The 2,369-nt window shown below is 71.1% G+C and carries 2 protein-coding genes; both read left to right on the forward strand.

The genetic code is table 11. The features are described from left to right. The coding region (locus ABZS71_RS35490; RefSeq protein ID WP_356216958.1) for a phosphopantetheine-binding protein at positions 1 to 969 on the forward strand (969 nt) is incomplete at its 5' end. 8 nt (positions 970 to 977) lie between these two features. Continuing rightward, positions 978 to 2,369 (forward strand): condensation domain-containing protein (locus ABZS71_RS35495; protein WP_356216961.1); only part of this gene is annotated, 1,392 nt, incomplete at its 3' end.

A 2,369-nucleotide genomic window follows, 5' to 3' on the forward strand; every position in this document is an offset into this window, starting at 1 on the left:
CGGGGCCGCGACCTGATCAACACGTACGGACCCACCGAGGCCACCGTGATCGTGGCCACCGGTTGGGTGGACCCGGAACGCGAAGGGACGGTCCCGTTCGGCTCGCCCATCGCCAACACGCGGATGTTCGTGCTCGACAGGTCGCTCGAGCCGGTCGCGGTCGGTGTCGTGGGCGAGCTGTACGTGGCGGGCGCGGGCCTGGCCCGCGGCTACCTGGGCCGGGCGGCGCTGACGGCGGAGCGATTCGTCGCCGACCCGTACGGCGGCCCGGGCTCCCGCCTCTACCGCACCGGGGACCTGGCGCGCTGGACCGCAGACGGTCAGCTGATGTTCGCCGGGCGGGCCGACGAACAGGTCAAGCTGCGCGGGTTCCGCATCGAACTGGGCGAGGTGCAGGCGGCGACAGCCGCACACCCAGACCTCTCTCAGGCCGCGCTGGTCGTCCGCGAGGACGCCCCGGGCGACAAGCGGCTGGTCGCCTACGTCGTGCCCGCCGACGGCAGCGCCGAGGAGTCCGTCGAATCCGGACTCCTCGCCGATGTGCGGCAGTTCGTCGCTCACAGACTGCCCGCGCACATGGTCCCGGCAGCGGTGGTGGTGCTGGACGCATTGCCCCTGACGGTGAACGGGAAGCTGGACCGCAAGAAATTGCCCGCTCCGGACTACGCGTCCGGGAAAGCGGGAGGAGGACGCCGGCCGTCGACGCCGCAGGAGGAACTCCTGTGCACCGTTTTCGCCGAAGTACTGGGACTGCCCGAGGTCGGAGTCGATGACGACTTCTTCGAACTCGGCGGCCACTCACTGCTGGGCGTCCGGCTCGTCAGTCAGATCAGGGCTGTTCTGGGTGTCGAGGTGGAGATCCGGGCGCTGTTCGACGCGCCGACGGTCGCAGGGCTCGCACAGCAGCTTGGAAAGCAGAAGTCAGCAAGGCCGGCGTTGCGGCCGATGCGTAACCAGGGGGATTTCTAATGTTTCCGTTGTCATTCGCGCAGCGCCGTCTGTGGTTCATCGAGCAGCTCGAGGGCCCGAGCCCGACGTACAACATCCCGATGGCCGTGCGGCTGTCGGGCCGACTGGACAGCGGGGCGCTGAACGCCGCCCTGCGGGACGTCATCGGCCGGCACGAGGTGCTGCGCACGGTGTTCACGGTCTCCGGGGGCGAGCCGTACCAGCAGGTGCTGAAGCTCGTTGACGTGGAGTGGAACCTCCAGAACGTCGACGTGTCCGCCGACGCGGCGGCCGGCTTGACCGACGTGGTCGGCCGCGCTGCCGGGCAGCCGTTCGACTTGTCGGCGGAGGTGCCGATTCGCGCCTGGCTGTTCTCGGTGGCGCCCGACGAGTACGTCCTGCTCGTGGTGGTCCACCACATCGCCAGTGACGGCTGGTCGTCCGGCCCGCTGACCCGGGACCTCGCGGTCGCCTACTCGGCCCGCTGCCAGGACGGCATGCCCGAGTGGGAGCCCCTGCCGGTCCAGTACGCCGACTACGCGCTGTGGCAGCGCGAACTCCTCGGTGACGCCGAGGACCCCGACAGCGTGCTCTCCCGCCAGCTCGCCTACTGGCGCCAGGCGCTGGTCGGCGCTCCGGAAGAGCTGGAACTGTCCTACGACCACCCGCGCCCGGCCGTGGCCGGCTACGGCGGCCACCGCGTCCCGCTGGACGTTCCGGCGGAGGTGCACGCACGGCTGGTGGAGGTGGCCCGCGCCGAGGGCGTCACTACCTTCATGGTGCTGCAGGCCGCGCTGGCGGTCCTGCTGTCCCGGCTGGGCGCCGGTACCGACATCCCGATCGGGTCGGCCAACGCCGGACGTACGGACGCCGCCCTCGACGACCTCGTCGGCTTCTTCGTCAACACCCTCGTGCTGCGCACGGACCTCTCCGGCGACCCGACGTTCACCGAGGTGCTCGCCCGGGTCCGGGAGACGGGCCTGTCGGCCTTCGGTCACCAGGACGTGCCCTTCGAGCGGCTGGTGGAGGAGCTGGCGCCGCCGCGCTCGCTCGCGCTGCACCCGCTGTTCCAAGTGATGCTCACCCTGCAGAACAACGCCGAGGTGTCCCTGGAACTGCCCGGTGTCCAGGTCGGCGAGGTGGAGGACGAACTCGCCGCCGGCGCGTCGGCGGCCAAGTTCGACCTCGACGTGAGCGTCGAGGAAGCCTTCGACGCCCAGGGCGCCCCGGCGGGGCTGCGCGGTGTGCTGACCGCCGCGGCCGACCTCTTCGAAGCCGACACGGCGGGGCGGCTCGCCGAGCGCCTCACCCGAGTCCTGCGGACCGTGACCGCGGAGCCGCAGGTGCGGCTGAGCGCGGTGGGTGTGCTCGACGAGGACGAGCGCCGTCGGGTGCTGGTGGAGTGGAACGACACGGCGGCC

The organism is Streptomyces sp. NPDC005393 (assembly GCF_040606675.1).
GTDB lineage: Bacteria > Actinomycetota > Actinomycetes > Streptomycetales > Streptomycetaceae > Streptomyces.